The organism is Bradyrhizobium sp. 6(2017) (assembly GCF_011058295.2).
Taxonomy (GTDB): domain Bacteria; phylum Pseudomonadota; class Alphaproteobacteria; order Rhizobiales; family Xanthobacteraceae; genus Bradyrhizobium; species Bradyrhizobium septentrionale.
Window position 1 is genome coordinate 4329417 of sequence record NZ_CP049289.2, and the last position, 24959, is coordinate 4354375.

22 protein-coding genes are annotated in these 24959 nt (G+C 64.6%); 17 read left to right on the forward strand and 5 right to left on the reverse strand.

Annotated features, from left to right (window positions below; genetic code table 11):
* The first annotated feature begins 78 nt into the window (after window positions 1-78).
* From G6P99_RS20035 to G6P99_RS20095, 13 genes are all read left to right on the forward strand, one after another.
* Window positions 79-1038, forward strand: coding sequence for a carbohydrate ABC transporter permease (locus G6P99_RS20035; protein WP_029078635.1), 960 nt, complete (start codon window positions 79-81; stop codon window positions 1036-1038).
* A 194-nt stretch (window positions 1039-1232) separates the two neighbouring features.
* Window positions 1233-2156, forward strand: coding sequence for a carbohydrate ABC transporter permease (locus G6P99_RS20040; protein ID WP_029078636.1), 924 nt, complete (start codon window positions 1233-1235; stop codon window positions 2154-2156).
* Between the two features lie 70 nt (window positions 2157-2226).
* Window positions 2227-3213 carry a D-erythronate dehydrogenase gene (gene denD, locus G6P99_RS20045; RefSeq protein ID WP_029078637.1) on the forward strand — a complete coding sequence of 329 codons (987 nt, stop codon included), beginning with the start codon at window positions 2227-2229 and terminating at the stop codon, window positions 3211-3213.
* Window positions 3214-3242: 29 nt separating this feature from the next.
* Window positions 3243-4199, forward strand: coding sequence for a sugar kinase (locus G6P99_RS20050; protein WP_165123220.1), 957 nt, complete (start codon window positions 3243-3245; stop codon window positions 4197-4199).
* Window positions 4196-4846, forward strand: a complete 651-nt coding sequence (gene eda, locus G6P99_RS20055) for a bifunctional 4-hydroxy-2-oxoglutarate aldolase/2-dehydro-3-deoxy-phosphogluconate aldolase (RefSeq protein ID WP_029078639.1) — start codon at window positions 4196-4198, stop codon at window positions 4844-4846. Before G6P99_RS20050 ends, eda begins: the two co-directional genes overlap by 4 nt.
* Before the next feature lie 45 nt (window positions 4847-4891).
* Window positions 4892-6064 (forward strand): acetyl-CoA acetyltransferase, encoded by a 1173-nt coding sequence (locus G6P99_RS20060; RefSeq protein WP_029078640.1) that lies wholly within the window; start codon window positions 4892-4894, stop codon window positions 6062-6064.
* Between the two features lies 1 nt (window position 6065).
* On the forward strand, window positions 6066-7616 hold the full coding sequence (locus G6P99_RS20065; RefSeq protein WP_165123222.1) for an AMP-binding protein: 1551 nt from the start codon (window positions 6066-6068) through the stop codon (window positions 7614-7616).
* Between the two features lie 62 nt (window positions 7617-7678).
* A complete protein-coding gene (locus G6P99_RS20070) occupies window positions 7679-7879 on the forward strand; it encodes a hypothetical protein (RefSeq protein ID WP_029078642.1) in 201 nt (66 codons plus the stop codon).
* A 162-nt stretch (window positions 7880-8041) separates the two neighbouring features.
* Entirely contained in the window at window positions 8042-9241 is a 1200-nt protein-coding gene (locus G6P99_RS20075) for a CaiB/BaiF CoA transferase family protein (RefSeq protein WP_029078643.1), read from the forward strand.
* Window positions 9242-9252: 11 nt separating this feature from the next.
* Entirely contained in the window at window positions 9253-10419 is a 1167-nt protein-coding gene (locus G6P99_RS20080) for an acyl-CoA dehydrogenase family protein (protein WP_029078644.1), read from the forward strand.
* A 130-nt stretch (window positions 10420-10549) separates the two neighbouring features.
* Window positions 10550-11686 (forward strand): thiolase family protein, encoded by a 1137-nt coding sequence (locus G6P99_RS20085; RefSeq protein WP_029078645.1) that lies wholly within the window; start codon window positions 10550-10552, stop codon window positions 11684-11686.
* Entirely contained in the window at window positions 11683-12042 is a 360-nt protein-coding gene (locus G6P99_RS20090; protein ID WP_029078646.1) for a Zn-ribbon domain-containing OB-fold protein, read from the forward strand. Before G6P99_RS20085 ends, G6P99_RS20090 begins: the two co-directional genes overlap by 4 nt.
* Before the next feature lie 525 nt (window positions 12043-12567).
* The gene (locus tag G6P99_RS20095) at window positions 12568-13095 is read left to right on the forward strand and encodes a carboxymuconolactone decarboxylase family protein (protein WP_029078647.1); all 528 of its coding nucleotides are present in this window, start codon (window positions 12568-12570) and stop codon (window positions 13093-13095) included.
* Window positions 13096-13258: 163 nt separating this feature from the next.
* On the opposite strand, the gene glsA is transcribed toward G6P99_RS20095, so the two are convergent.
* From glsA to G6P99_RS20115, 4 genes are all read right to left on the reverse strand, one after another.
* A complete protein-coding gene (gene glsA / locus G6P99_RS20100; protein WP_165123224.1) occupies window positions 13259-15118 on the reverse strand; it encodes a glutaminase A in 1860 nt (619 codons plus the stop codon).
* Window positions 15119-15140: 22 nt separating this feature from the next.
* Window positions 15141-17339 carry a TRAP transporter permease gene (locus G6P99_RS20105; protein WP_205751504.1) on the reverse strand — a complete coding sequence of 733 codons (2199 nt, stop codon included), beginning with the start codon at window positions 17337-17339 and terminating at the stop codon, window positions 15141-15143.
* A 46-nt stretch (window positions 17340-17385) separates the two neighbouring features.
* On the reverse strand, window positions 17386-18549 hold the full coding sequence (locus G6P99_RS20110; RefSeq protein ID WP_165123226.1) for a TAXI family TRAP transporter solute-binding subunit: 1164 nt from the start codon (window positions 18547-18549) through the stop codon (window positions 17386-17388).
* Between the two features lie 153 nt (window positions 18550-18702).
* A complete protein-coding gene (locus G6P99_RS20115) occupies window positions 18703-18924 on the reverse strand; it encodes an acetyl-CoA carboxylase biotin carboxyl carrier protein subunit (protein ID WP_029078651.1) in 222 nt (73 codons plus the stop codon).
* Window positions 18925-19054: 130 nt separating this feature from the next.
* Here G6P99_RS20115 and G6P99_RS20120 point away from each other — a divergent pair, with 130 nt between their 5' ends.
* The gene (locus tag G6P99_RS20120) at window positions 19055-20026 is read left to right on the forward strand and encodes an IclR family transcriptional regulator (RefSeq protein ID WP_029078652.1); all 972 of its coding nucleotides are present in this window, start codon (window positions 19055-19057) and stop codon (window positions 20024-20026) included.
* Window positions 19956-21515 carry an acyl-CoA carboxylase subunit beta gene (locus tag G6P99_RS20125; protein WP_029078653.1) on the forward strand — a complete coding sequence of 520 codons (1560 nt, stop codon included), beginning with the start codon at window positions 19956-19958 and terminating at the stop codon, window positions 21513-21515. Before G6P99_RS20120 ends, G6P99_RS20125 begins: the two co-directional genes overlap by 71 nt.
* A gap of 100 nt (window positions 21516-21615) precedes the next feature.
* Here the strand turns inward: G6P99_RS20125 and G6P99_RS20130 are convergent, their stop codons facing one another.
* On the reverse strand, window positions 21616-22779 hold the full coding sequence (locus tag G6P99_RS20130) for a patatin-like phospholipase family protein (protein WP_029078654.1): 1164 nt from the start codon (window positions 22777-22779) through the stop codon (window positions 21616-21618).
* A gap of 222 nt (window positions 22780-23001) precedes the next feature.
* On the opposite strand from G6P99_RS20130, the gene G6P99_RS20135 reads away from it, so the two are divergent.
* Both G6P99_RS20135 and G6P99_RS20140 read left to right on the forward strand, forming a co-directional pair.
* On the forward strand, window positions 23002-23787 hold the full coding sequence (locus tag G6P99_RS20135) for an acetoacetate decarboxylase (RefSeq protein WP_029078656.1): 786 nt from the start codon (window positions 23002-23004) through the stop codon (window positions 23785-23787).
* 130 nt (window positions 23788-23917) lie between these two features.
* Complete coding sequence (locus G6P99_RS20140) at window positions 23918-24937, forward strand: transporter (protein WP_029078657.1); 1020 nt, start codon at window positions 23918-23920, stop codon at window positions 24935-24937.
* Window positions 24938-24959 lie beyond the last annotated feature (22 nt).

Here is a 24959-nt window from a genome sequence, read left to right on the forward strand (position 1 = left end):
CTCGCGCCATCGCTGGAATGCCATCATTGGAAGTTTGCGTAGCCATGCTCAATGCTTTGAGCAATCGGGACATCGCCTATGGCTGACATTGCCCTCGCGCCGCGACGTGCGAAGACGGAAATCCGCGAAGCGACCACGTGGGATCAGCTCCGCCACAACAAGAACTGGCTCGGCTTCTGGTTCATGTTGCCGGCGCTGGCCTTTCTGATCTTCTTCCTGGCCTATCCGCTGGGGCTCGGAATCTGGCTGTCGTTTACCGACACGCGGATCGGCCGAGTCGGTCATTTCATCGGCACCGAGAACTATGAGTGGCTGTGGGACGATTCCATCTTCTGGCTGTCGGTGTTCAACACGCTGCTCTACACCTTCGTCGCGAGCGCCATTAAGTTCGCGGTCGGGCTCTATCTGGCGCTGCTGCTCAATGAGCGGATGCCGTTCAAGGCGCTGCTGCGCGCTGCCGTCTTGATTCCCTTCATCGTGCCGACGGTGCTGTCGGCGCTGGCGTTCTGGTGGATATTCGATTCCCAGTTCTCGATCATCTCCTGGTCGCTGAAGCATCTCGGCGTGATCACCCAGAACATCAATTTCCTCGGCGACACCACCTGGGCCCGCATCTGCGTGATCTTCGCCAATATCTGGCGCGGCGTGCCGTTCGTCGCGATCACGCTGCTGGCCGGCCTGCAGACCGTGCAGCCCTCGCTCTACGAGGCCGCGACGCTCGACGGCGCGTCGCGCTGGCAGATGTTCCGCTTCATCACCTATCCCTTGCTGACGCCGATCATCGCGGTCGTGATGACGTTCTCGGTGCTGTTCACCTTCACCGATTTCCAGCTGATCTGGGCGATGACCCGCGGTGGCCCGGTCAACGCCACCCATCTGATGGCGACGCTGTCCTACCAGCGCGCGATCATCGCGGGGCAATTGGGCGAGGGCGCTGCGATCTCCAGCGCGATGATCCCGTTCCTGCTTGCCGCGATCATGGTGTCATGGTTCGGCTTGCAGCGCAGGAAGTGGCAGCAGGGAGAAAGCAATGATTGATCTCTCCGCTCGCTGGTTTTGTTTTGCGCTGACGGGGCAGGCCCCGCGCGCGCTCTCGCGTCCCGGGCGCAGCGCGGCATGCAATGACGCGCTGCTGAACCGGGACCCACGGGTCCACTCCACCAAGACAATGGGTCCCGCATCTGCGGTGCACCGCTGCGCGATGCACCGCGCGCGGGACAAGAGAGGGCGTCATGACTGATCTTCCCGCCCAAAAGGTCGATCTCAAGTCCATCCTGTCGACGTCGGCCCGCGTCGACAACAGCGAGGGCATGAGCTACCTGCAGTCGGTGCCGCGGCGGATCGTGACGCTCTACATCCCGCTCTCGATCATCGTCATCATCCTGCTGTTCCCGTTCTACTGGATGGGGCTGACCGCCATCAAGCCGGACGACCAGCTGCTTGACCTGGACAAGTACAATCCGTTCTGGACCTGGAATCCGACCTTCAAGCACGTCCACAAGCTGCTGTTCGAGAGCTACTATCCGCACTGGCTCTGGAACACGATGTATGTGGCGATCGGCGCCACCGTGCTGTCGATCGTCGCGAGCGTGCTCGCGGCCTATGCGATCGTGCGGCTGCGCTACAAGGGCGCCAACCTCGTCGGCGGCCTGATCTTCCTGGCCTATCTGGTGCCGCCGTCGATCCTGTTCATTCCACTCGCGACCGTCGTGTTCCAGTACGGCCTGTTCGACTCGCCGATGGCGCTGATCCTCACCTATCCGACGATCCTGATCCCGTTCTCGACCTGGCTGTTGATGGGCTATTTCAAGACCATCCCGTTCGAGCTCGAGGAATGCGCGCTGATCGACGGCGCCAGCCGCTGGCAGATCCTGATCAAGATCGTGCTGCCGCTCGCGATCCCCGGCCTGATCTCGGCCTTCATCTTCTGCTTTACGCTGTGCTGGAACGAGTTCATCTACGCGCTGACGTTCCTGCAATCGACCCCGAACAAGACGGTACCGGTCGCCATCGTCAACGAATTCGTTGACGGCGACATCTATCGCTGGGGTTCCCTGATGGCAGGGGCGCTATGCGGCTCGCTGCCGCTGGTTATTCTTTACGCCTTCTTCGTTGAGCATTATGTCTCGGCGATGACGGGCGCCGTGAAGGAATGAGCGCGCAAGGCCCGCATCTGAATTCGAAGAACAAGCCAAGAAGACAAGACAAGAAAAGGAGAGCAGGGTCGTGCACATTCTGATTCTGGGCGCCGCCGGCATGGTCGGCCGCAAGCTGACCGAGCGTCTGCTGCGCGAGGGACGCCTCGGCAAGCAGGACATCACCAGGATGACCCTGCAGGACGTGGTCGCGCCGGCCAAGCCCGCGAATGCCGCGATCCCGGTCAATGTCGTCGCCTCCGATTTCGCCGACGCCGGCGCTGCGGCGCCGCTGATCGCCGAGCGGCCCGACGTGATTTTCCACCTCGCCGCGATCGTCTCCGGCGAGGCGGAGGCCGAGTTCGACAAGGGCTACCGGATCAATCTCGACGGCACCCGCTATCTGATCGACGCGATCCGCGCGGTCGGTGGTGGCTACAAGCCGCGGCTGGTGTTCACGTCCTCGATCGCGGTGTTCGGCGCACCGTTCCCCGAGAAGATCGGCGACGAGTTCTTCCACACGCCGCTGACGAGCTACGGCACGCAGAAGTCGATCTGCGAACTCTTGATCAACGACTACACCCGCAAGGGCTTGCTCGACGGGATCTCGATCCGTCTGCCGACAATTTGCGTGCGTCCAGGCAAGCCGAACAAGGCGGCGTCCGGCTTCTTCTCCAACATCATCCGCGAGCCGCTTGCGGGCGAGGAGGCGGTCCTGCCGGTCTCCGAGGACGTCCGGCACTGGCACGCCTCGCCGAAGTCTGCGGTCGGCTTCCTGGTCCATGCCGGCACCATGGACCTCAATGCGATCGGGCCGCGGCGCAATCTCAGCATGCCCGGGATGTCCGTGACGGTCGGCGAGCAGATCGCGTCGCTCGAGCGTGTCGCCGGCAAGAACGTCACCGCGCGCATCAAGCGGGTGCCCGATCCGACCATCATCGGCATCGTCTCCGGCTGGCCGCGCGATTTCGTCACCGACCGCGCGCTGAAGCTCGGCTTCACCACCGCCGAGGAGACGTTCGACGACATCATCCGTATCCACATCGAGGACGAGCTCGGCGGCAAGTTTGCCGCCTGAGCGACGTCCGGGCGAGCGCGGCTCTCGAGATGACCAGGGTTGCCAGCATCGGCGAATGCATGATCGAGCTGCGTCAGGCCCCGGGCGGCCAGATCGGCGGTCTGTATTCGCGCTTCTACGGCGGTGACACGCTCAACACCGCCGTCTATCTGTCGCGGCTCGGCGTCCACATCGATTACATTACGGCGCTCGGCGATGACGCGCTGAGCGATGAGATGATCGCCGGCTGGGCGAGCGAAGGCATCGGCACCAAGCATGTCGCGCGATTGGCGGGCAAGCTGCCGGGGCTCTATCTGATCCAGACCGACGACAAGGGCGAGCGGCGCTTCTTCCACTGGCGCGACAGCGCCGCCGCACGCGAGCTGATGGACCTTCCCGAAACGGACGACCTGCTGAACTCGCTCGCGACCTATGACGTCGTCTATCTCTCGGCGATCACGCTCTCGATCCTGCGCGACGACGGCCGGGAGCGGTTGATGGCGGCGCTCAAGCGTGCGCGGCTGCTGGGGACGCGCTTTGCGTTCGACACCAACTTCCGCGCCCGTGGCTGGCCGGATCTGAACGTCGCGCGAAAAGTCTTCAGCAGCGCGTTCGAGACCGCCGATATCGTGCTCGCCTCGACGGAAGATCTGGCGCCGCTTTATCCCGGCGAGAGCAACACGGCGCTACTGGCGGGCATCTCCAGCCCGGAGGTCGTGCTGAAGCTCGCCGAACCTGCCTGCATCGTGCGCTCTGCCGGCGGCACGCGCGAGGTGAGGGCGGAGCCGCTGCCAAAGCCGGTGGTCGATACCACTGCGGCCGGCGACAGTTTTGCCGCGGCCTACCTCGCCGCGCGGCTCGGCGGCGCCGAGCCCGAGGAGGCAGCGCGCGCCGGCCATCGGCTGGCCGGCGTCGTGGTGTGCTATCCCGGTGCGATCATTCCCCGCTACGCCATGCCGCCGAAGAAGGCGCCTCGTCCCCCACCATCCCGCAAGGCCTCGCAATGACAACGACTTCAAAGCAGGACCGGATCGCCGAACTGATCCGCCAGGCCACCGTGATCCCGGTGCTGACCATCGAGCGGCTCGCGGATGCGGTGCCGCTCGCCAAGGCGCTGGTCGCCGGCGGCGTGCGGACACTCGAGGTGACGCTGCGCACGCCGGTCGCGGTTGACGCGGCCAGGGCCATCATCGCCGAGGTGCCTGACGCGATCGTCGGGATCGGCACGATCCTCAATGGCGACGATCTGGCGCGCGCCGAGGCGCTCGGCGCCAAATTCGGCATCAGCCCCGGCGCGACGCCCGAGCTGCTGAAGGCGGCTGCCGCCAGCCGGCTGCCCTTCGCACCGGGGATCGCGACCGCGTCCGAGCTGATGCAGGCGCTGACGCAAGGCTTCGACGTCGTCAAATTCTTCCCCGCCGAGCAGGCCGGCGGTATCAAGGCACTGCGGGCTCTGGCTGGTCCGTTCCCGCATGTGAGGGTCTGTCCGACCGGCGGTATTGGCGAGGCCAATGCGGCGACCTGGCTCGCCGAGCCCAATGTGCTGGCCGTCGGCGGCTCCTGGCTGTGCCCGGCCTCCGATATCCGCGCCGGCAATTGGGTAGGCATAACCGCCATGTGCGCGCAGGCGATGAAAACGCTGAAAGCCGCCTGAAGATACGCTACATAACTCCCTGAACAGGAACAGGGAGATACGGCCATGACAGCAGCCAGCATCGTGGGTTGGGCGCATACGCCATTCGGAAAGTTCGACGCCGAGACCGTCGAGAGCCTCGTCGTCAAGGTCGCCAACGAGGCGCTCGCCGATGCCGGCATTGCTGCGTCCGACGTCGACGAGATCATGCTCGGCCATTTCAACGCCGGCTTCTCGCCGCAGGATTTCACGGCTTCGCTGGTGCTGCAGGCCAATCCGGCGCTGCGCTTCAAGCCGACCACCCGCGTCGAGAACGCCTGCGCCACCGGATCGGCCGCCGTCCATCAGGGCATTCGCGCCATCGAAGCGGGCGCTGCGAAGATCGTGCTGGTGGTCGGCGTTGAGCAGATGACGCGGACGCCGGGCCCGGAGATCGGCAAGAACCTCCTGAAGGCGTCGTATCTGCCGGAGGACGGCGACACCGTCGGCGGCTTCGCCGGCGTGTTCGGCAAGATCGCGCAGGCCTATTTCCAGAAGTATGGCGACCAGTCGGACGCGCTGGCGATGATCGCCGCCAAGAACCACAAGAATGGCGTCGCCAATCCCTATGCGCAGATGCGCAAGGATTTCGGCTTCGAGTTTTGCCGCGCCGAGAGCGACAAGAACCCGTTCGTCGCGGGTCCCCTGAAGCGCACCGATTGCTCGCTGGTGTCGGATGGCGCCGCCGCGCTGGTGCTGACCGATGCCGAGACCGCCAAGACCATGGGTAAGGCGGTGAACATCCGCGCCACTGCGCATGCGCAGGATTTCCTGCCGATGTCCAAACGCGACATCCTGCAGTTCGAAGGCTGCACCACCGCCTGGCAGCGCGCGCTGCAGAAGGCCGGGCTGCAGCTGTCCGATCTCTCCTTCGTCGAAACCCATGACTGCTTCACGGTTGCCGAGCTGATCGAATATGAAGCGATGGGCCTGACGCCGAAGGGCCAGGGCGCGCGCGCGATCATGGAGGGCTGGACCCAGAAGGACGGCAAGCTGCCGGTCAATCCGTCCGGCGGCCTCAAGGCCAAGGGTCATCCGATCGGCGCCACCGGCGTCTCGATGCACGTGATGAGCGCAATGCAGCTCACGGGACAAGCGCCCGAGGGCATGCAGCTCAAGAACCCGCAGATCGGCGGCATCTTCAACATGGGCGGCGCCGCGGTCGCCAATTACGTCTCGATCCTCGAGCCGGCGAAGTAGCTTGAACGTTGCCGAATGGCTGGCGGCGACGGCGCGGGCGCGTCCCGCCGCGCCGGCGCTGCTGACCGGATTCGACCTCGACGCCGACTATGCAACCTTTGCCCGCCGCGCCGCCTCGATCGGGGCGGCGCTGGCGCACGATCACGGGATTGCCGCCGGCGACCGCGTCGCACTGTTTGCGACGAATTGCACGCAATATCTCGAATGCCTCTACGGCATCTGGTGGATCGGCGCCGCCGCGATCCCGATCAACGCAAAACTGCATGGCCGCGAGGCGGCGTGGATCTGTGGCAATGGCGGCGCGAAGCTCGCCTTCGTCTCCGACGACACGATCGATGCGTTGAGCGAGGCGAAGTCCGATTGCCCCGCCGGCATGACCATGCTGTCGGTCGACAACGCTGCCTACAAGGCGATGCGAAGCGGCGAGGGCGCGCCCGCGCCGCTACCGCGCGAAGTCAACGACCTCGCCTGGCTGTTCTACACCTCCGGCACGACAGGCCGTCCCAAGGGCGTGATGCTGAGCCACGGCAATCTGGTCGCGATGTCGCTGTGCTACCTCGCCGACGTCGATGCGGCGACGCCGAACGACGCCTCGCTCTACGCCGCGCCGATCTCGCACGGCGCCGGCCTCTACAATTTTCCGCATGTCCGCATGGGCGGCCGTCACGTCGTTCCGCAATCCGGGGGCTTCGATCCGGATGAGGTGCTCAACCTCGGCCGCCAGCTCGATAACGTCGTGATGTTCGCCGCACCCACCATGGTGCGCCGCCTCGTCGATGCCGCCAGGAAGCGCGGCGAGAATGGCGAGCGGCTGCGCACCATCATCTATGGCGGCGGGCCGATGTATACCGCCGACATCCTGGACGCGATGGCGACGATGGGCCAGCGCTTCGTGCAGATCTATGGCCAAGGCGAGTCGCCGATGACCATCACGGCGCTGTCGCGCGACTGGCACCGGCAGAGCGATCACCCGCGCTATCTCGAACGGCTGGCCTCGGTCGGCACGGCGCAGAGCGTCGTCACCGTGCGCATCACGGACAAGGGCGGCCAGCCGCTGCCGGCGGGCGAGACCGGCGAGATCGAGGTCAAGGGCGCAACCGTGATGCTCGGCTACTGGAACAACCCGAAGGCCAATGCCGAGACCCTGAAGGACGGCTGGCTGCGCACCGGCGACGTCGGCCGGCTCGATGCGGACGGCTTCCTGACGCTGTCAGACCGCTCCAAGGACGTGATCATCTCCGGCGGCACCAACATCTATCCGCGCGAGGTCGAGGAAGCCCTGCTGACCCATCCCGATGTCCGCGAGGTCTCGGCGATCGGCGTGCCGGATGCCGAATGGGGCGAGATCGTCGTCGCCTGCGTCGTGCTGGAGGACGGCGTCGCGGCCGACGACGGCAAGCTCGACGCGCATTGCCTGGCTTCGATCGCCCGCTTCAAGCGGCCGAAGCGCTACGTCTATCTCGATGCCCTGCCGAAGAATAATTATGGCAAGGTGCTGAAGACCTCGCTGCGGGAGATGATGGCCAAAGGGATAGGCCAAGGGATAGGCTAAGGGATAGGCCGCTGCCTCCCGCCGCGCTAAGCTGCCTGTGCCTGTCACCGGGAGAACGGACCATGGGAATCGAGACGTCTCTGTCACTGTCGGAAGTGAACAATCGCATCGCAATCCTCCGGGACAACATCAGGCAGCTGATCGAGCAGGCCGCAGGCGCTGCGGGCGCCGAAGTCGAGGAGCGCATCGCCGACCGCCTCGAGCAGCAGAATGCGGAACTGGAAAAGCTCCTGAAAGCGCGCGAGGCGATGACGGGGCAGTAACATTAGGGGCGGTGGACACGCTACGGTTTTCCCGCCGTTCCGCCGCGCGGAAACCGTTCGGCCGCCGCCGCGCATACGCCCATACGCCTGGCGCCGGTTGATCTCGGCAAAGACCTCCCGTTACTAGCTCCGTAACCAGAACATCCGGGAGCGAACAGGACGATGGGACCACTGCAGGGTATCAAGGTCGTCGACATGACGACCGTGCTGATGGGACCCTATGCCACGCAGATGCTTGGCGACTACGGCGCCGACGTTATCAAGGTGGAATCGCCTGACGGCGACGTGACGCGGCAGATCGGTCCGACGCGGCACCCCGGCATGGGGCCGGTGTTCCTCAATACCAACCGCAGCAAGCGCTCGGTCTGCCTTGACCTGAAGAAGCCGGCGGGGCGCGAGGCCGTGCTGCGGCTGATCGCGAAGGCTGACGTGCTGGTGTACAATGTGCGCCCGCAGGCGATGGCGCGGCTGCAGCTCGGCTACGACGTCGTCGCCAAGGTCAATCCGCGCCTGATCTATGCCGGCGTGTTCGGCTTCGGCCAGGAGGGACCGTATGCCGCCAAGCCCGCCTATGACGATCTGATCCAGGGCGCGACCGCGCTGCCGGCGCTGATGGCGCAGACCTCGGACGGCGTGCCGCGCTACGTGCCGAACGCGCTGGTCGATCGCATCGTCGGCCTCACCGCGGTCGGTGCGATCTGCGCGAGCCTCGTGCATCGCGACCGGACCGGGCAGGGCCAGCGCGTCGACATTCCAATGTTCGAGACCATGGCCGGCTTCGTGATGGGCGACCACATGGGCGGCCTGACCTACGATCCGCCGCTCGACAAGGGCGGCTATGCCCGCCATCTGTCGCCGGACCGGCGGCCGTACAAGACGCTCGACGGCTATATCTGCGTGATCGTCTACAACGACAAGCAGTGGGAGAACTTCTTCAAGGCGACCGGGCGTGACGATCTGCGCAGCGATCCGAAGTTCGCGACCTTCGCCGGCCGCGCCAGCAATATCGATGTCGTGTACGCCGAGCTCGCGCGCATCCTGCTGACCAAAGCGACTGCCGAGTGGAACGAGATCCTCGAAAAGGCCGACGTGCCTGTGATGCCGATGCACGATCTCGAGAGCCTGCTGCAGGACCCGCATATGGTTGCCACCGGCGTCTTCCCCGTGATTGATCATCCAACCGAAGGCCGCATTCGGAGCATGACGCCGTCGGCACGCTGGTCGGAGACCAAGGTCGAGCCGAGCCGGCTGGCACCGCGGCTGGGCGAGCACAGTGCGGAGATTTTGCGGGAGGCGGGTTACTCCACCGATGAGATCGCGGCGATGGTGCGCGACGGCGTTGCCAAAGCGGTGAAGGCATAGGAGCACGACAGATGGATTTCGCACTCTCCGCCAACCAGGAATCGATCCGCGATGCCGTCGCAAAGATCTGCACTAGCTTCGACGAGGCCTACTGGCTGAAGAAGGACAAGGAAGGCGGCTATCCCTCTGACTTTCACCGCGCGCTGGCCGATGCCGGCTGGCTCGGCATCTGCATCCCCGAGGAATATGGCGGCTCCGGCCTCGGCATCACCGACGCTGCCATCATGATGCGGACGATCTCCGAATCCGGTGCCGGCATGTCCGGCGCGTCAGCCGTGCACATGAACGTGTTCGGGCTCAACCCGGTGGTAGTGTTCGGCACCAGGGAGCAGTGCCAGCGCATGCTGCCGCCGATCGTCGACGGCCGCGACAAGTCCTGCTTTGCGGTCACCGAGCCGAATACCGGCCTCAACACCACGCAGCTCAAGACCCGCGCGGTGCGCCAGGGCGACAAATATATCGTGAACGGCCAGAAGGTGTGGATCTCGACCGCGCAGGTCGCCAACAAGATCCTGCTGCTCGCGCGCACCACGCCGCTGGAGGAGGTGCGCAGCCCGACCCACGGCTTGAGCCTGTTCTACACTGATTTCGACCGCAAGCGTGTCACCGTGCACGAGATCGAGAAGATGGGCCGCAAGCCGGTCGACTCCAACGAGCTGTTCTTCGAGAATTTCGAGATCCCCCTCGAGGACCGCATCGGCGAGGAGGGGCGCGGCTTCGAATACATCCTGCACGGCATGAACCCGGAGCGCATCCTGATCGCGGCCGAAGCCGTCGGGCTCGGCCAGATCGCGCTGAAGCGGGCGTCGGAATATGCCAAGGGCCGCATCGTGTTCAACCGCCCGATCGGCATGAACCAGGGGATCCAGCATCCGCTGGCGAAGTGCTGGATGGAGCTGGAGGCCGCCTGGCTGATGGTGCTGCGCGCCGGCTGGCAGTACGACCAGAACCTGCCCTGCGGCCCCGCCGCGAACGCGGCAAAATATCTCGCGGCGGAAGCCGGCTTCCACGCCTGCGAGCAAGCGGTGATGACCCATGGCGGCTTCGGCTACGCCAAGGAATATCACGTCGAGCGTTACTTGCGGGAATCCCTGATCCCGCGCATCGCGCCGATCAGCCCGCAGTTGATCCTCAGCTTCATCGGCGAGAAGGTGCTCGGCCTTCCGAAGTCGTATTGATGTTAACCCGTCATTCCGGGGCGATGCGAAGCATCGAACCCGGAATCTCGAGATTCCCCGATGCGCAATCGCGCATCTGCGGTCTGGTCCTTCGGACCATCCCGGAATGACAGCGGATCGAGGTGAACAGATGAGCTTCGTCACCGGCGTCGGCCTCACACCCTACGGCAAGCATGAGGGCTCATCCTCGCTCGACTTGATGAGCAAGGCGGCCGAGCTTGCGATATCGGATGCCGGGCTGAAGCGCTCCGAGATCGACGGCATCCTCTGCGGCTATTCCACGGTCTCGCCGCACATCATGCTGGCGACCGTGTTTGCCGAGCATTTCGGCATCCGCCCGTCCTACGCCCACGCCGTGCAGGTCGGTGGCGCCACCGGGCTTGCGATGACCATGCTGGCGCATCACCTGGTCGACGCCGGCGTTGCAAAACACGTGCTGGTGGTCGGCGGCGAGAACCGGCTGACCGGGCAGAGCCGTGACGCCTCGATCCAGGCGCTGGCCCAGGTCGGGCACCCCGATTACGAGGTGACACTGGGGCCGACGATCCCAGCCTATTACGGCCTGGTCGCAACGCGTTACATGCATGAATACGGCCTCACGCAAGAAGACCTCGCCGAGTTCGCCGTGCTGATGCGCAAGCACGCGCTGATGCATCCCGGCGCGCAATTCCACGAGCCGATCACGGTTGCCGACGTGATGGCCTCGAAGCCGGTGGCGATGCCGCTGAAACTGCTCGACTGCTGTCCGGTGTCCGACGGCGGTGCGGCCTGCGTGATCAGCCGCGAGCCGACCGGTGAGCGGCGGGTCCGTGTCCGCGGCTGCGCCCAGGCACACACCCATCAGCACGTCACGGCCGCGCCGGCGCTGAGCGAGCTTGGCGCGGAGATTTCGATCGCGAAGGCGAAAGCGGCGTCGGGCGTCGCGATCTCGGACGTCCGCTATGCGGCGGTCTACGACAGCTTCACGATCACGCTCGCGATGCTGCTCGAGGACCTCGGCTTCGCCGGGCGTGGCGAGGCGGCGGCGCGGGTGCGCGCCGGCTGTTTCAATCAAGATGGCGAGATGCCGCTCAACACCCATGGCGGGCTGCTCAGCTACGGCCATTGCGGCGTCGGCGGCGCAATGGCGCATCTGGTCGAAACCCATCTGCAGATGACCGGCCGCGCAGAAAACCGTCAGGTGCGCGACGCCTCGGTCGCGCTGCTGCACGGCGACGGCGGCGTGCTGTCGTCGCATGTCAGCATGTTCCTGGAGCGCGTGCGATGAGCGGACCGATCGCGGACTGGACCAAAGGCGCGGAAGCCATCGTCTATCAGAGCTGCAACGCCTGCGGCGCGCGGCAATATTTCCGCCGCAGCTTCTGCGCGGCGTGCGGCGCGTCCGATCTCGCCGAGCATCGCGCGAGCGGGGCAGGGACGGTGTATGCGGCCTCGCTGGTCTGCCGTGCCGCGACACCGGCGACGCGGGCGCATGTGCCTTACAACATCCTGCTTGTTGATGCCGACGAGGGCTTTCGCATGATGGCCCATGGCGACCACGACCTCGCCATCGGCGACAAGGTTTCCGCGCGTTTCACGCAATTTGCGGGACGGCTGGTTCCATATTTCGCGAAGACGAAATGAGGGGCTGAACGATCCGATCAGAACGCAAGACCAGGCTGAATTGGTTCGCTCGCGCCCCTCATAGTTGCGGATATTAGTGCCAGTAAAAGACAAAGCTGGCGATGACGAGCATTGCCGTCACCGCCAGCATTTGCGCAAGCGCTTCCGAGGCCGCCCTCTTGGTGGCTTCCTTCATGCGTTTCCCCTAGACTTGGGCGTGACTCATCGTTGCGCTGAAAGCGCGCTAGACGGCCAGATTTTTGTACTCGGAACACCCCGCGTCGAGCATCCGCTTTTGATGAGTCCCCACTCAGCGAATATCGACTGTGACAAGGTTGTCTCGGAATGCGGCGGCAATTTGACTCGCGCGTGTTGCTCCTGCGACGGCCGCCCGTACAGAGCGTTTTCGAGCGAAGTGGATACCGGTTCGCGTGAAGAAAACGCGTCAAAACAAGGATCTAGAGCCCCGTTCCGATTTCATCGGAACGGAAAAGGCTCTAGTGTTTCGGAACCCGACAGAAACGACGGCAAGATCAAGGTTAGGAAATGGCCCGTATCGATTACTCCGATCCCGCGAAGGCAAACCCGCGCACCCGCGAGATCCTCGACAAGAACCGCAACGCCAACATCTTCCGCATGATGGCGCATTCGCCGAGCTACTTCGAACAATACTGCCGGCTCGGCGGTGCGATCCGCCACAAGGGCGAGCTCGATCCGATCGTGCGCGAGCTTGCGATCACGCGCACCGGCATTCTCTGCGAGGCGCCTTACGAGATCGTCGCGCACAAGCGCATCGGCAAGAATGTCGGCGTCACCGACGAGCAGAACGCGGCGCTGGACAACTGGCAGTCCGCGACCTGCTTCACCGAGGTGCAGCGCGCGGCGCTTACCTTCACCGACGAGGTCGTCAAGCTGAAGAAACCGACCGACGCGACCTTCAAGGCGATCGCGGCGATGCTGACGCCGGCCGCGCTGATCGAGCTGCAGCTCTCGGTCGGCTTCTACATCATGACGTCGAAGTTTCTCGAAACGTTCGAGATCGACATGCAGCCGGTGACGGAAGTGGTGAGCTGAGGCGCCGCGCGCGAAGACCGGAGCGCATGCACCCTCCGACGTCATGGCCGGGCTTGACCCGGCCATCCACGTCTTTCTTCACGGTCAGCAGCAAGACGTGGATGCCCGGGTCAAGCCCGGGCATGACGGAGTTGTACGAGTCCTCTCGCTGCGTGATTGGAATCTACCCCGACGTCAGCAGATCGACCTTCGCATTCGCCAGGATCAGCCGCTCGGCGAGAATCTGCGCGAGGTTGCGCATGATCCGCTCGCCGGCGCGCGGATGTTGCCCGCGGAAGCGCTCGAAATCCTTGATCGTCACTTCGTAGGTCGTCGCCGACATGTCGGCGACCACGTCCGCGATCCGCTTCGGCTCCAGCAGTCCCATCTCGCCGAACGCCATGCCTGCGGTCAGCGTCGCAAGGCGGATGCCGTCGGGCAGGGTGACGTGGACCACGCCGCTGCGCAGGAAGAACAGTGAGGTCGCCTCGCTGCCCGCGGCGATGATCTGCTCATTCGGCTGGTAGGTCCTGACCGTGCAGAGCGGGATAAGATCGGCAATCTCCTGCTCACTTAGTCCGGCCAGCAGCGGCTGCTCGGCAAGCTCCGTCGTCTCGAGGAAGTCGATCGAGCCGCCATAGCGGTAGACGATCTGGTCCTCCGCCCACTCGATCGCGGTGTCGAGCAGATAGAAATCCCTGATATTGCCGAGCCGGTTGGTCCATTCGCTGATCGTGGTCCATTCGCGCGAGGTCCGCTTGATGCCTGAGAGGATCACGGTGACGCCGAGCTCGGCCAGTTCCTGGAAGGCTTCCGCGACCAGCCGGGCGCCGGCGCGGGTCGTCGCGGTGACGCGGCGCAGATCGAAGATCACGAACTCCGGCCGCGGGCTGCCGGCGAGGCGGCGCGAGACATAGTCGACATTGGAGAGCGACAGCGTGCCGACCAGCTCGATCACGCGCACCTCCTGGAAGTGCTTCGCCAGGATCTCCTGCTCCTGCGGTCGGCGCACCCGCCGTGACGGGTTCTTGCCGATATTGTAGTCGGCGATGATGCTGTGGCGGGCGTCGTCGCTGCGGTTCAGCATGTGCAGGTCGTAATGCGACGACAGTGCCTCGCATACCTTGATGCCGCGCACGCTGTTGCCGTGCTTGTCGAGCTTTGGTGAATAGCTGCCGAGCCCAAGCCGCGCCGGCAGCGCCGCCAAAATGCCGCCGCCGACGCCGCTCTTGGCGGGGATGCCGACCCGGTAGATCCATTCGCCGGCGAAGTCGTACATGCCGGACGACGTCATCACCGAGAGCGTACGCGCGATCGCATAGGGCGTGACCACCTGCTCGCCGGTCACGGGATTGATGCCGCGGTTGGCGAGCGTTGCGGCCATCACCGCGGTGTCGCGCGCGGTGACCAGGATGGCACATTGCCGGAAATAGACGTCGAGCACCGCCGGGACGTTCTCGGTGATCACGCTGTTGGTGCGCAAGAGATAGCCGATCGCCCGGTTGCGGTCGCCGGTGGCGCTCTCGGAGGCGTAGACCGCTTCGTCGACGCCGAGCTCGCGGCCGGCGAAGCGGCCGAGCGCCTGGCGGATGAAGTCGAACGCACCGTCGCCCTTGTCGGCGTGGAGCAGGCCGGAGCAGGCGATCGCGCCGGCATTGACCATCGCATTGAACGGATGGTTGTCGGCGTTGAGCCGGATCGAATTGAAGGGGTCGCCCGACGGCTCGACGCCGATCACGCTCTCCACCCGCTCGGCGCCCAGCGTGTCCAGCGCCAGTGCGAACACGAACGGTTTTGACATCGACTGGATGGTGAAGGGCACCCTGGTATCGCCGACCTCGTAGACATGGCCGTCGAGCGTCGCGAGGCTGATGCCAAAATGGGCAGGGTCGGCCTTGCCGAGCTCGGGGATGTAATCGGCGACCGCGCCGGCGGCCTCCGGAAGGAAGTCTGCGTAACACGTGTGCAGAAACCGCAGCAGCGGCGGCTTCGAGCTGGACCAGTTGACGGTGCTGGCGGTGACAGGCGGAGGCGATTGTTTCATCGCCTCCTGTTGTGCAACGCAATCAGGGCGCGCGCAACTGGTTCGCAACCAGCGGCTGGCGGCGCACCAGCACCAGCGCGATCAGGATGGTCGGGGCGAGGATCGCAAGCCCCAGCAGCGTCACCTGCAGCTGCGACAGCGGGTTGATGCCGCCGCCCGGCGTCGCGATCACAAAGCCGCCGATCACCAGCAGCACCCGCAGCGGCCATTCCACGATGCCGGCCCTGCGCAGGTCGCCGACATAGGCCTGGTAGCCCTGAATGCCGCCGCAGATGAAGACGATGCCCAAACAGGCAAGGCCGGTCAGCCCGAGCGCCTCGAGATAGGGATTGCTGCCCTGGAGCAGCAGGGCCGGGTTCAGCACGAAGAAGAACGGGATGAAATAGATGATGCTGCCGACCCACATCGATTCCCATCCGGTCTTCATCGCCGGCGCGCCGGCGATGCCGGCAGCCGCGAAGGAGGCGATCGCGACCGGGGGCGTGATCGAGGACAGCATGCCCCAGTAGAAGATGAACATGTGCACGGCCATCTTGTTCAGCCCGAGCTTCTCCAGCGCGGGGGCGACAAGAATAGCGAGGAAGATGTAGCAGGACGTCGTCGTCAGCCCGAGCCCAAGGATCAGGCTGGTGATCGCGCACATGATCAGCAGCAGGAAGGCATCCCCGGCGGCGATGCTGAGCAGATCGTTGGCGAGGCTCGAGATCACGCCGGTCAGCGAAAACGCGCCGATCAGGAGGCCGCAGCCGGCGAGGATCGCGATCAACTCGACGAAGGTCTTGCCGTTCAGCTCGAGGAATTGCAGCCAGCGGGCGCCGCCCCAGTTCTTGCCAGGGAAGAACTCGTTGAGTGCTACAAGCAGGCACATTCCCCACAGCACGGCGTTGAGCACGTCGAACCAGAGCATCAGCGCCGTCACCGCGACCGACAGGGCGAGAACCGCCGTGTTGCCAGCCTTCCACGGCGCCGGGCCCGACCATTGGTGCAGGATCACGAGCAGGGCGGAGGCATAGAACGGCGCGTGGCTTTCGCGCTTGAAGTAGAGCAACATCACCACCAGCACGACGATGACGAACAGATAATACCAGCCCTCCATAAAGGCATCGCGGAACCGCGGCAGCTCGGCGCGCGGAATGCCTTCCAGTTTGTGGCGGGCGGCGTAGGCATCGACTTGCGCGAACAGGCCGACATAATAGAGCATTGAGGGGATGGTCGCGGCGAGTGCGACGTCGGCGTAGCTCGTGTTCATGAACTGCGCCATTACGAACGCCGTGGCGCCGAGCACCGGGGGTGCCAGCACCGCGCCGGTCGAGGCGCAGGCCTCGATGGCGCCGGCATAGGACGGCGTGAAACCGGTCTTCTTCATCGCAGGGATCGTCATGGTGCCCGCGGTGAGCACGTTGGAGACGATGCTGCCACCGACGGTGCCGAGCAGTCCCGAGGCGAACACGCAGACCTTGGCGGCGCCGCCGCGGAAGGTGCCGCACATCGCGAACGCGATATTGATGAAGAACTTTCCGGCACCCGTCATCATCAGCGCGGTGCCGAACACCAGGAAGCCGATCACCGTGTCGGCAAAGGCCTGGATCGGGATGCCGAGCAGGCTCTCGCCGGAGAGCATGTGATAGGCAGTGGTTTGCTGCAGCGTCGACTGCGTGCCGCGGAATGGGCCGAGCCAGCTGGCGTCGGCAAACAACGGATAGAGCGTGAACGGCAACACGCTCAGCAGCAGGCTCCAGCCACCGGTGCGGCGCAACGCCTCCATCAGCACGAACCACATGATCAGTCCGGCTACGATGACATTGGTCGGCGCGCCATCGAACTCCCATCCGGCCTGCGCCGCCTTGCGGATGTTGGCCATCAGCCAGATCGCCGAGCCGAATGTCAGCGCGAACAGCAGCAGGTCGTACCAGGGAATCCGGTCAAGCGGCGCTTGCTCGCTTCCCGGGAAGATCAGGAAGGTGAACGGCAGCATCAGCGCGATCAGGACATAGAAATATTCGGTGTTGAGCTGGGTGTAATCGATGAAGAAGCGCAGCGAGAATTGCTGATTGACGCACAGCAGGATGGTCGCAGCAGTGGCCACCAGCAGGGCCCAGCGCCAGGCGCCGCGCAAGGTGCGGACGCGCGTGACCTCGGATTCCTGCAGGTCGGCCGCCGCGGAGAGATGCGGATCGTCGAACTCGACCTTCTTCGCCATCGCGGCCGCGCCGTCGGACATCGCGCTCCCTCTCGGTGATCTTGTTATCGCGGCAGCCTAACCGCCTTTAGTCGAAGCCATTAGGCATATTGGCTTTCGTAAGCGCCGTGGCGCGCGCCTTCATCCAGCCGTCGAGGAAGGCTTTTTCATCGGAGGGTGGATTGGACTTGCCGTAATCCGTCCAGGCCGCGCCCAGCACCTCCTGGCGCTTGTAAAGTGCGTTGTTGTGCGCGTCCTGCTCGTCGCTCCAGTAGCCTGCTTCCTTGAGCGCCTTCACCGCGCCGGGATGCACCGGGACGACCCAGTTCTTGGTCTGACGGTCGGCGCTGAGGCCGCCGGCGCCGGGCGCCGAATCCTTGTAGGCGTCGTAGTTGACGATCATCGCCTTGGTGATCGCATAGATCTGGTCGGCCGGTTGCGCGGCGTAGGCGACGAAGATCGGGTAGGGGTAGTTGCCGAGCTGGATCGGCTTGTCCGGCGAGATGCCGGCGCCGCAGGTTGCGGTTTGCGGGAAGAAGAACGAGCCGACCTTCTTCACCCGCGCCCAACCTTCCTTGTCGCTGGCGGGCAGCGGCGGCCACATCAATCCGCGCGGCGAGGTCTCGGCCTCCTTGGAAGGGCCGGTGATCGTGGTGCCGAAGGCGGCGTCGGTGTCGTTGTTGATGAGGCCCTTCCACATCGCGCCATAGCTTGCGAACTCGACGACCTTGACGTCGCTTTGGGTGAGGCCGCCGAAGGCGAGCATCGCCAGCGAGTTCTGGTTCAGCGCCGGCGAGCCGACCACGAAGCCGACCCGCTTGCCGCGCAGATCCTTCATTTCCTTGACGCCGGCATCGGCCGCCACGCCAAGCGCTCCGCAATTGCAGTCGACCGACGACAGCATGAGCTGCAACGGCTGCGGGCCCCATTCCTTGGCGCCGAACTCGAACACGCCTTCCTGCGCGAAATAGGTCCCCGATCCCATCGCCGACGAGACCGCGCGCTTGGCGCGCAAGGGTGCGAGACGCGCGACGTCGTTGCCGGCCGGCAGCACGCGGACGTCGGTGCCGTATTTGTCCTTCATCATCTTGCCGACGCCGACCGCGATGTTGAAGCCGGCGGTGCCGGTGTCATAGGCGGTCACCGCCATGGTCGGCGGCAGCTTGATGTCCTCGGCCGAGGCGGGCAGGGCAGCGACGAGTGACAGGCCGGCAAGCGCGGCAGGCGCGAGCGCCATCAGCCGATGGATCATAATCCCTCCCTTTGTTTCGCTGTGCGAAACTTTTCCGGGCGGGATGATTGCATCGCGATCCGGCGATGGCAACGCCGCCCTGGCCGCAGGCCGCCGATTTCGGCCGCTGCATCACCGGACAGATTGTCGCGGCTGGCCGGAGGTTGCGAGATCTCAGGTCTCGACGATCGCGACCGCCTGGCCTTCGGCGATGACGTCGTCGATCTTGACCAGAATCGACTTGATTTTGCCTGCTGCCGTCGATGTGACCGGTATTTCCATCTTCATCGCCTCGACGAACGCAATCTCGTCGCCATCGCCGATGCTGGTGCCGGCCTCGACAGGAAGCGCGCAAACGCGCCCGGCAACTTCGGTCACGATCTTGATCTCAGGCATTCCACTCTCCGATACCGTCTTGCGGAAATTTCATCCGGCGAACGGCTTTTTGTTGTGGCGGCAGATTGCCTGAGGTAGCTTCATCTGCAAGTGGAATTTTATTCCGCAGGACGGAATGGAGCCAAAACAAATGGGACGGCGCTCGGAACGACTTAGCAGGCAGGGAATGCTCGCCAGCGAGACAGGCGATGGCGATGTCATCCAGGTGGTGTCGCGCGCCTTTGATGTGTTGCGGTGCTTCGAAGGGCACGAAGCCCGGCTCGGCAATCTCGAAATCTCGAACCGCTGCGGCCTGCCGCGTTCGACGGTGTCGCGGTTGACGCACACGCTGACGCGGATGGGACAGCTCGTCTATCTGCCGCGCGATCAGAAGTATCGGATCGGTCCGAGTGCGGTCGCGATGAGCACCACGATGATGAAGGGGCTGCAGCTGCGCAATCTGATCCGGCTGCGCCTGCAGGATGTCGCCGATCAATTGCCGGGCACGGTGGGCTTCGTGATCCCCGACCGCTTTCAAATGGTCTATCTGGAGTTTGCCCGCGCGGCGAACGCGCTCGGCCTGCATGAGGCGACCGGCAGCCGCATCTCGATGGCGACCACCGCCGCCGGCCACGCCTACACGGCCGCGCTCGATCCCGCGATCGGCGACGCGCTGATATCAGAGATGGAAGGCGAGTTGCCTGAGAGCGCCAAGATGCTGACGCCGCGGATCGAGGCCAACCGCCGTCACCTGCAGGAGCACGGCTACGTCGTCGCCTGCGGCCTTTGGAGCCCGCATATCAACGGCGTCGCGGTGCCGCTGTGGTCGCCGCAATATCAGACCTATGTGGTCACCACGATCGGCCTGCTCTCGGCGATGTACGACGAAGAGCGGCTGCACCGCGAGGTCGCGCCGCAGATGGTCGAACTCGCCGCCGCGCTCGGCAGCCTGCTCGAAGGCGCCGACGGCGATATCTTCAGCAATCGGATCGAACGCAAGTCGCTATCGGTGGCCGCCCATAACAACAAAATGATCAAGACGGAGGCAATGAATGAACTGGAAGCCGGAACTCGACGACCTCGCCCGGCGCGAAGCGTTCGCGCGGGAGATGGGAGGCGTTGACAAGGTCAAGCGGCAGCGCGACCAGGGCCGGCTCACCGTCCGCGAGCGCATCGACAAGCTCGTCGACCAGAACAGCTTCCACGAGGTCGGTGCCATCTCCGGCATCGCCGAATATGACGAGAGCAACGAACTCAAGCATCTGACGCCGGCGAACTGCGTGTTCGGCCGCGCCAGGGTCGACGGCCGCACCGTGGTGGTGGTCGGCGACGATTTCACCGTGCGCGGCGGCTCGGCCGATGCATCGATCTCCGCCAAGCCGTTGATGGCGGAGGAGATGGCGCATGATTTCCGCCTGCCGATCGTTCGCGTGATCGAAGGCTCCGGCGGCGGCGGCTCGGTGAAGACGATCGAGACCAAGGGCGCCGCCAATCTGCCAGGCGGCGTCGGTGGCACGCGCTGGTACTGGTACACGACCGCCAATCTGGCGCGCGTGCCGGTGGTCGGCCTCGGCCTCGGTTCGGTCGCCGGCTTAGGTGCGGCGCGGCTGGCGGCCACGCATTATTCGGTCATGACCAAGAGCTCCGCGATGTTCGTCGCCGGCCCGCCGGTGGTGAAACGCTTGGGCCAGGATCTGACCAAGCAGGAACTCGGCGGCGCCGACATCCAGACCCGCGCCGGCGCGATCGATCAGGCGGTCGAGACCGAGGAGGAGGCGTTCGACTACGCGCGGCGCTTCCTGTCCTATTTGCCGTCGTCGGTCTACGATTTGCCGCCGACCATTCCCTGCACCGACGATCCGGAACGCGCCGAGGAGCAGCTGTTGAAGGCGGTGCCGCGCAACCGCAGGCAGGTCTACAAGATGCGGCCGATCATCGAGGCCGTCGTCGACAAGGGCTCGTTCTTCGAGGTCGCCGCCAATTTCGGCCGGCCTGTGATCACCGGGCTGGCGCGCATCGAGGGCCGGGCGGTGCTGCTGCTCGCCAGCGATCCGTTCCACTATGGCGGCTCGTGGACCGCGGACGCCTGCCAGAAGGTGGTGCGCTGGGTCGACTTCGCCGAAACCTTCCATCTGCCGGTGGTCTATCTGATGGACTGCCCGGGCTTCATGATCGGGCTTGAGGCGGAGAAGTCGGCGACCATCCGGCACGGCGTGCGGGCGATGGCGGCGGTCAACCAGAGCACGGTGCCGTGGTGCACCATCATCATCCGCAACGCTTTCGGCGTTGCCGGCGTGGTGCATCAGCCGGCCAACCGCTTCTCGATGCGCTATGCCTGGCCGTCGGCTTATTGGGGCTCGCTGCCGCTCGAGGGCGGCATCGAGGCCGCCTATCGGGCCGAGATCGACGCGGCCAGCGATCCCGCCGCCAAGCTGCGCGAGATCGAGGATCGCCTCAACAAGCTGCGCTCGCCGTTCCGCTCGGCCGAGAAGTTTTGGGTCGAGGAGGTGATCGATCCGCGCAAGACGCGCTCGCTGCTCTGCGAATTCGCGCGTCTCGCCGAACCGATCCGAACCCCGGGCCCGCCGGGCAACATGTCGACGCGGCCGTAAGCTTTTCACGCCGTCATTCCGGGGCGATGCGAAGCATCGAACCCGGAATCCCGAGATTCCGGGTCTGGTCCTTCGGACCATCCCGGAATGACGATGCGTGCTACTCGCTCTCCCGATGCACGTCGTGGATCACGATGCCCATGCCGTTCTCGGGCATCTTGATCCATTCGCGATGCTTTAGCGAACGCTTGGTGTCCTCGTGTCCACTCACCCAGTGCTCGCGCATCGAGGTGCCGGAGAATTCGTGGTCCTTGGCGTCGCCCTCATAGGCCTTCTGCTGATAGATCAGCTGCAGCAGCGTGATCCCGGGCAGCCGGCTGTTCGCCTCCTTGAGCTGGCGCTCTTCGTCCGAGAGCTGATCGTCGGGGATTTTTCCCAACGCGTTGTGCAGGGCGGTGCGCAGATTGTAGGTCTTGCGATAGACGTCGGTGTTGTAGCGGGTGCGCGACGAATACATGATGTCCTTGTGGCGGGCCATCACGTCCTGGATGTCGCGTGGCAGCATGCCGCGCGCCGAGAACAGGTCGACCTGGAACACCAGCGAGTTGGCGTTGTCTTCCTGGTCGAGCAGATGCTGCAGGGGCGTGTTGGAGACGATGCCACCGTCCCAGAAATGATCGGTGCCGACCTTCACCATCGGCAGTGCCGGCGGCAACGCGCCGCTCGCCATGATGTGCTCGGGGATGATCTCGTCATGGGCATTGTCGAAATAGATGAAGTTGCCGGAGAGCACGTTCACCGCGCCGACCGCGAAGCGCATCTTCTTGGAGTTGATGCGGTCGAAATCGACCAGCTCGAGCAGCGATTCACGCAACGGCGTGGTGTCGTAATAGCTGGTGGCGGTGCGCGCGCCGGCCGGGCTGAACCACGGATTGGCTTGATGCGGGGTGAAGAAGCCGGGTTGCCCGAGCGTCGTCGTCAGCCATGAACTGGTGAAATTGCGGGCCTTGCGGAAGATGTCGCCGTCTGGCGTGTAGTGCCAGATCTTGCGGCTGGTGATGCGATCCCAGAATGTGTGCAGCCGCTCCAGCCGCTTCGAAGGCGGATTGCCGGCGATGATCGCCGAGTTGATCGCGCCGATCGAGACGCCGCAGACCCAGTCGGGTTCGATATTGGATTCGTGCAGCGCCTGATAGACGCCGGCCTGATAGGCGCCGAGCGCGCCGCCGCCTTGCAGGACAAGAGCCACGCGATCGCAGCCTTCGGGGCGCCAGCCGGGCGTCGCGTGCTCGATATCGTCAAAATGAGGGGTTCGCGCGTCCATCTCATGGCACTCCAAAAATTCGCGGCGAGAATTCAGGGCGCCGATGACGCCGTGATGACAAACACCGCGTCGGCCCATGGCGCATCCGCCATGCCTGCCTGCATGGTTAGCATTGGCCACCACCGTGAGACGCGGGTCATGCGGCTGACGGAAATCCCTCATCTCGCTGTCAATCTCGGCCGTTAGCTTCCGCGCAAGCTTTTCAAACAGGGGGTTATTGCGATGCGCAGGGAAGATCTGCTCAAGCTTCCGTCCATGCCGGCCGCCGGTCCGAGCTATCCCGCCGGTCCCTACCGCTTCATCGATCGCGAATTCCTTGTCATCACCTATGAGACCGATCCGGAGCTGATCCGTGCCGGCCTGCCTGAGCCGCTGGAGCCGATCGAGCAGGCGATCGTGCATTACGAATGGATCAAGATGCCCGACAGCTCCGGCTTCGGCAGCTACACCGAGTCCGGTCTTGTGATCCCCGCACGCTTGCATGGCGAAGAGGTCAATTTCGTCTGCCAAATGTATCTCGACGATGATCCGCCGATCGCGGCCGGCCGCGAGATCTGGGGCTTTCCGAAGAAGTACGCCCACCCGAAGCTCGAGATCGTCAAGGACACGCTGACCGGTACGCTGGAATATGCCGGCCAGCTCGTTGCGATGGGCACGATGGGCTACAAACACGAGAGCATGGCGGGCAATGGCGACATCACGCGCGCCACGCTGTCGAAGACGCAGATCAATCTGAAGATGATCCCCGGCGTCGACGGCCATCTCGAAATCTGCCAGCTGGTCGCGATCAACCTGACCGACATCGTCGTCAAGGGATCGTGGATCGGGCCGGGCCGGCTGCATCTGGTGCCGCATGTCAACGCGCCGGTCGCGGATTTTCCGGTCAAGCGCGTCGTCGGCGCGCATCATTTCCTCGCCGATCTGACGCTGCCGTTCGGGCGCGTTGTGCACGACTACAACAAGGAAGCCGCCGAGGCGGCGACGCCGACCGGCCTTGCGGCCGAGTAGGGCTGTCGCTGACACAAAACTGTAACGGGCGCGTCCTCCAATATGAAGGACGCGCCCGCCCGGTTTTGCACGTGGGCGGGGTTTTGAACATTTCGCGCGGTTGCCTTGAAGATTCCCTTGGAGAGCGGCCATGCTGGCAGATCCACCTCCTGCTCCTGTCGGCTCGCTGCTGACACGTGAGGCCGTCCCCGGCCTGGTCTGGGCGTTTCGCCTGCACCACGACGGCCGTGCCGAGGCGCTTCCGATCGACAAGCCGATCGAGCCGAGCCATGACGGAAGGTTGTGGCTGCACTTCAACCTGAGCGATGTCCGCACCCGGGCGTGGCTCGCCAACATGCATATCCCGCAGCTCGCGCGGGACCTGCTGCTGTCGAGCGACGAATTCCAGCAGATCCACACCATCGACAATTGCGTCTATGGCGTGTTCTCCGATCTGGTGCGCAGCATCGATGCTCCGACCGAGGAGACCGACTTCCTTCGGTTTGCGATGACCGAGCGTCTCCTGATCAGCGGACGCCACCAGGCGCTCTGCGCGGTCGACGCGACGCGCCGCGTGCTCGAAAGCGGCTATCGCGTCGAGAGCGTCGCGGCGCTGCTGGAAAAGATCATCCACGAGGTCGCCGACACCATGGACCGCATGGCCGACAAGATCGGCACCGAGATCGATGCGATCGAGGACCGGGTGGTCGCCGGCGAAACCAATTCCGAGATGCGCAGCGCGCTCGGGCGGATGCGCCGGACCTGCGTGCGGCTGCATCGCCAGCTCTCCGGTTTGCGTGTGCTGTTTCACCGTCTCGAGCTGAAGAACATGGACAATCTCAGCCCGGCGCTGCGGCTGCAGGCCGGCAAGCTGGCACAGCGGCTCGACGGCCTCGACCATGACATCGTCGAACTGCGCGCGCGCAGCCGCCTGCTGGAGGAGGAGCTGCGCTTCAAGCTCGAGGAGGAGAGCAACAAGCATCTGCATGCGCTCTCCGTCGTCACCATGATGCTGCTGCCGCCGACGCTCGTCACCGGCATCTTCGGCATGAACACCAAGGGATTGCCGCTGACCGACGTCGACAGCGGGTTTCTGTGGGCTGCAGGCTTGTTGGTCGGATCGTCGCTCTTGGCCTATCTGCTGATGCGGCGGCTGCGCATCGTCAAATAGCGCGATCGCACTGCGGCATCTT